The organism is Pseudomonadota bacterium, assembly GCA_039815145.1.
Taxonomy (GTDB): domain Bacteria; phylum Pseudomonadota; class Gammaproteobacteria; order Steroidobacterales; family JBCBZW01; genus JBCBZW01.
Window position 1 is genome coordinate 1 of record JBCBZW010000223.1, and the last position, 4,967, is coordinate 4,967.

Sequence of the window (4,967 nt, forward strand, 5' to 3'; positions counted from 1 at the left end):
CGTTCGGCGAGTTCGACGGCGGTGGCGACACCGGTGAAGCCGCCACCGATCACGCAGACATCCGTCTTGTGCGCGCCGGTCAGGGCAGAGTAGGAGGTCAGGTCATTACGCGATGCCGCGTAGTAGGAAGTCGTGTGAGCTTGGGGCATGGCCGTGCACTTGCCGATCGGACAATGAAGCAAGCCGAGAGTAGCGGTTTCCGCCCTCGCCGTCAGGGCCCTTTGGCAGACCGACGCGCAGACCGATGCGAGTGTCGCGTTACTTGCGCGCGTCCGTGACCGTGACCGTGAGCTGGGTGCGGCGGTACTGCGCAGGCGTTTGGCCGGTGAACTTCTTGAAGGCGGTGTAGAAGGCCGAGTTGGAGTTGAACCCAACCTCGAAGGCGTAGTTGATCACCGCGCCGCCCGCGCGATTATTGGCCAGCAGCTCCTTCGCCCGCTCGATTCGGAAGCGATTCACGTAGTCGAAGAAGCTCGTATCGAACCCCGCGTTGATCACCTGAGAGAGATGATTGACGGAGCAACCAACCAGGCGCGATAGATCCGGCAGGGTGAGGTTGGCTCTGAGGAATGCGCGCTCATCGCACATGATCCGATTGAGGTTCGCTTTGTAGCTGGCGAGCTGCTCCTCGGTCAGGCCGGATTTCGCGTACTTGGACCGGTTGGCGGCACGCGCGGTCGCTCGCTTGCGAGCGTTCACGATCGTGCCGGGATCTTGGTAGAAGTCGTGGATCGACATCGCCGTGTCGCCCAGGAGGGTGATGAACTCAGCCCCTTCGATCGGCGCCTCCGCTGAGCTGCCGGCTTTCTTAGCCTTCACGAGCGGAGACATGCGATAGCGGAAGGAGATACTTTGACCGAACTCCATCACGTCGCCGATGAGTTCGTAGGTGTGGCGGTACTCGTCAAAGTAGTCGCGCAGCATCTCCCGAAAGCTCTCGTGGGTGAGCTGAGCGCTCTCGGCGACGTCGCAATAGACGCCACCCTCGGCGAGGTGCGCAGCGACGCCCTCACCATCGAGGCGATTCCAAGCGTCGAAATAACTTCGAACGAATTCGGCTGCGAGCACTGCCCAGTCCCCTCGACGTCCAGTGTCTGAAACGTCCTAGAAGATCTATCACATTTCCACGGGGGACGACACACCGGTGCACTAGCAACGGTCGCCCACAACCGATTTCCACTCCGTTACGGACATAACGACCTGACATTCCTATAGATCCTGGATCGGTGCCGCGAGTCATCACCCAAATGCTTGCCGCGTATGTGTGATGGCGGCGGCGCAAGCGATGCCGCGTAGGGGGTGTGACACCCCTTGCTGCGCGGCGAAGGGGCGGGTGCGGGCGACTAGTAGAGCAGGGCCGGCGTGGCCCGGGCGTGGGGTGGCGCAAGGAAAGGCTTATCCAGCCGGCGGCAACGCTCGATCCGGCTGTGATGGCGCAGCTCCTTCTCGTAGTAGATCTCCACCCACATGTTCATCTCGAGGTAGCGGGAGTCGATCATGGCCAGGGCGATGTTGGCCTTGGCTACCGGCGACCACATGGCGGAGGTCACGTAGCCGATCTCCATCGTGCACCCCTTGTTGCGGTAGATGTGCGAGCCCTCAGCTGGCCGGTTGCCGTCGATGTCGAGCTTGGTCAGGGTGTACGTGGGGCCGACGCGCTTCTCTTCGAGCAGGGCGGCCCGGCCGTTGAAGTGCGGCTTCTTGAAGTCGACGAGCCAGCCGAGATCCAGTTCGAAGGGCGTCTGGTCGTGCTTGAAGTTGACCGTTCGCAGAGCCTCGTTGAACTCCACATCGGGCATGATGAAGGCGGCTTCCAGGCGCGCCATGTTGGTCGCGGCCTCGCCGTAGGGCTGAATGCCGTAGTCCTCGCCGGCAGCGTACAGGGCGTCCCACATGGTCAGGGCGTACTCGCGCTCGATCCACAGCTCGTAGCCGAGATCGCCGGTGAAGCCCGTGCGCGACACCATCAGGGTGGTGCCTTCGAAGGGGAAGGTGCGGATCTCGAAGGGCTTGGTGTTCTCGATGTCCTCGAGACCCATCTTCTTCAGCACCGAGCAGGACGTGGGGCCCTGCAGGGACAGGGCTGCCGTTGCGTCGGTGATGTCCGTGATCGTGACGTCGTCGAAGCCGAGGCAGCTCTTGCGCAGCCAGGCCAGGCACGGGCTGCCGCAGGTGAGCATGAACTTCTGCTCGCCGAGGCGGAAGATGGTGCCATCGTCCACCACCCGGCCCTCGTCCGTGCACCATACGCAGTAGGCCACGCGGTTCAGGCGGATCTTGCTTACATCGCGGGTGACCATGCGGTTGAGCATGGCTTCGGCGTCTTTGCCGGTGATCTCGTACTTCTGCATGGGGCAGATGTCGTAGGTGCCGCACAGGTTGCGGATGCAGAAGTACTCGTACTCCACGTCGTAGTAGTAGTCGGCGAACTTGTAGCCGTTCCACACGGACCACGCCTCACGGATGTTCAGCGCTTCCAGCCGCGGGTGGAAAGGCGAGAGCATCGGCCGCTCGCCGGCGAAGGGATCGTGCGTCGGGGCGGGATCATTCATCGTGAAAATCATCTTCCGGCACGGTGTTGCGCCGCTTCAGGTCCATGAGGATTTCGCGTGCCGCGTTGGCTCCGCACACGGCGGATACGCCGCCGCCCGGGTGCGTCGATGAGCCGCACATGTAGAGGTTCTTCAGGGGCATGCGGTACTGGCCGTAGCCGGGGAAGGGGCGGTTGAAGAACAGCTGATCGATGGTCAGTTCGCCCTGGAAGATGTTGCCTTCCGTAAGGCCGATCTCATTCTCGATCTCGTGCGGCGTACGCACCTCCATGTGCACGATCAGATCCTTGAAGCCCGGTGCGTAGCGTTCGATCTTGTCGATCACCGTCTGGCCGAAGGCGTCGCGCTTCTCCGGCGTCCAGGGACCATCGGCGAGGGCTGGCGGGCAATACTGGATGAAGTTCGACATCCAGTGCTTGCCCGGCGGTGCCACGGTGGGGTCCCAGGCTGAGGGGATGACCGCCTCGATGAAGGGGTCATCGGACCAGTGTCCGCGCTTCCAGCAATCGTAGGCTCGCTCCATGGTCTCCAGCGTTCCGCTGAAGCCCTGACCGCCGCGGTTGATGTAGCGGTTGTCGGGCACGTGGGTGTATTTGGGCAGGCCGTCCAGGGCGATGTTCACCTTGCCCGAAGAGCCGCGGATCTTGAAGTTCACCGCGCGCTGGTAGATGTCCTCCGGCAAGTCCTTGCGATCGATGGCCTTGGTGAAGGTGCGCTTGGCGTCCATGTTGGAGACGACGATGTTGGCCTTGAGCTCATCGCCGTTCTCGAGGACCACGCCGGTGACGCGGCCGTGTTCCACGGTGATCCGCGAGACGCCGCTGTTCGTGCGCAGCTCACCGCCGAAGGACTGGTAGGCCGATGCGATGGCGGCGGAGATCGCGCCCATACCACCGCGCGCCAGGCCCCAGGCGCCGATGGAACCGTCCACATCGCCCATCACGTGGTGGAGCAGGATGTAGGCCGAGCCGGGCGAGTACACGCCGAGGGCCGTGCCGATGATGCCGGGGCTGGCCATGGCACCCTTGATCAGCTCGTTCTCGAAGTAGTCCTCGAGAAACTCGGCTGCGCTCATGGTGAAGAAGCGAACGTATTCGTAAAGCTCGCGCTCACCCAGGGCCCAGAACTTCTGGCCGAGGTAGAGGAATTCCCTGAGATCGCGCAGGCGGAAGGACGTCGGGTCCGGTGGCGTGCGCATCAGGGTCTTGCGGATCACCTGAGAGTAGCGCGTGAGGTCCGCCTGAAAGCGCCTCATGGCGTCCGCGTCGTGGGGCGAGTGGCGGCGCAGCTCCAGGTAGGACGCGGCTTCGTCCTGGTAGGAGAACAGGCGCTCGTCGCCATCGCCGAAGGACACGGTGCCGAGGTAGGGCACGATCATCAAGCCGTGCCGGCCGAGGTCCAGATCGCGGTGGATCGCCTGGCGCATCATGCTGCACACGTAGGAGCAGCTGGAGTAGATCCAGCCCTTCTCCAGCTCGCGTGAGACCGCGGCGCCGCCGATGTAGTCGTTCTTCTCGAGGACGCAGACCTTGAGGCCCGCCTTCGCAAGGTAGGCAGCGTTGGTCAGGCCATTGTGGCCGGCGCCCACGACGATCGCATCGTACTGGTTGCTCATCGCAGGATCTCCCGTGCTGCGTTGAGCCCGGGGGCGCCCACGAGGTCACCGCCGGGGTGGCACCCGGCGCTGCTCAGGAACAGGTTCTCGATGGGGCAGCGGTACTGGGCGGCGTCGTAGGTGGGACGCATCATCAGCATCTGGTCCATGGCGAATTCCGCGTGGTGCCAGTGACCGCCCGTCGCGTGGAAGCGCTCCTCGATGTCCAGCGGCGTCAGGATTTCCTGGCCGACGATGTGTGTGCGCAGGTTCGGGGCGTAGGCCTCGATGCTCGACAGCACGGACTCGGCGAGGGCCTGACGGGCCTGCTCCGTCCAACCCTGCTTGTGCTTGTAGGGCACGTACATGACGTGGGCTGACAGGACGTGGTGGCCTTCGGGGGCGAGCGCCTCGTCGTGCAGGGAGGGGAACGCAATTTCGATGACCGGCGCCTCGGAGGGCAGGCCGTACTTGGTGTCGTCGTAGGCGAACTCGATCGCGTCGAGGCTCGGCGCGATGATCAGACGCCCGTCCGGACGTTCCAGGCCCGCAAAGTCGGGCAACTCAGTAAGCGCCAGGTGCAGCTTGGCGACCAGGCCGTCGGACCGGAGTCGGTGCACGCGATTGGAGAAGCCGATATCGAGGTTGGCGAAACCCACGAGATCGCGGAAGGTGCGCTTCGGGTCGGTGGCGGAGACCACGCGATCTGCCAGGATTTTCTCCCCGGAGGCGAGCTCCACGCCGGTGGCCTTCAGGCCGTTTGCGGCGCTCTCGAGCTCGATCCTGGCGACGGGGCTCTCGTAGCGGATGTCGACGCCAGC

General features: G+C 63.8%; 5 protein-coding genes. All 5 read right to left on the reverse strand.

Features of this window, described 5'->3' with window-relative positions; translation table 11 throughout:
• The coding region (locus tag AAF184_24665; GenBank protein MEO0425550.1) for an FAD-binding oxidoreductase at nucleotides 1-149 on the reverse strand (149 nt) is incomplete at its 3' end.
• Nucleotides 150-258: 109 nt separating this feature from the next.
• Nucleotides 259-1,068 (reverse strand): helix-turn-helix domain-containing protein, encoded by an 810-nt coding sequence (locus tag AAF184_24670; protein ID MEO0425551.1) that lies wholly within the window; start codon nucleotides 1,066-1,068, stop codon nucleotides 259-261.
• 275 nt (nucleotides 1,069-1,343) lie between these two features.
• A complete protein-coding gene (locus AAF184_24675; GenBank protein ID MEO0425552.1) occupies nucleotides 1,344-2,552 on the reverse strand; it encodes an aminomethyltransferase family protein in 1,209 nt (402 codons plus the stop codon).
• Complete coding sequence (locus tag AAF184_24680; protein MEO0425553.1) at nucleotides 2,545-4,167, reverse strand: NAD(P)/FAD-dependent oxidoreductase; 1,623 nt, start codon at nucleotides 4,165-4,167, stop codon at nucleotides 2,545-2,547. The genes AAF184_24675 and AAF184_24680 overlap by 8 nt, the downstream gene beginning before the upstream one ends.
• A partial coding sequence (locus AAF184_24685; GenBank protein ID MEO0425554.1) for an NAD(P)/FAD-dependent oxidoreductase occupies nucleotides 4,164-4,967 on the reverse strand: 804 nt, incomplete at its 5' end. The genes AAF184_24680 and AAF184_24685, both read right to left, overlap by 4 nt.

Excerpts from the sequence above, each read along its gene's own strand:
- AAF184_24675 (MEO0425552.1), bottom strand. The coding sequence starts at position 2,552 with ATGAATGATCCCGCCCCGACGCACGATCCCTTCGCCGGCGAGCGGCCG.
- AAF184_24680 (MEO0425553.1), bottom strand. The coding sequence starts at position 4,167 with ATGAGCAACCAGTACGATGCGATCGTCGTGGGCGCCGGCCACAATGGC.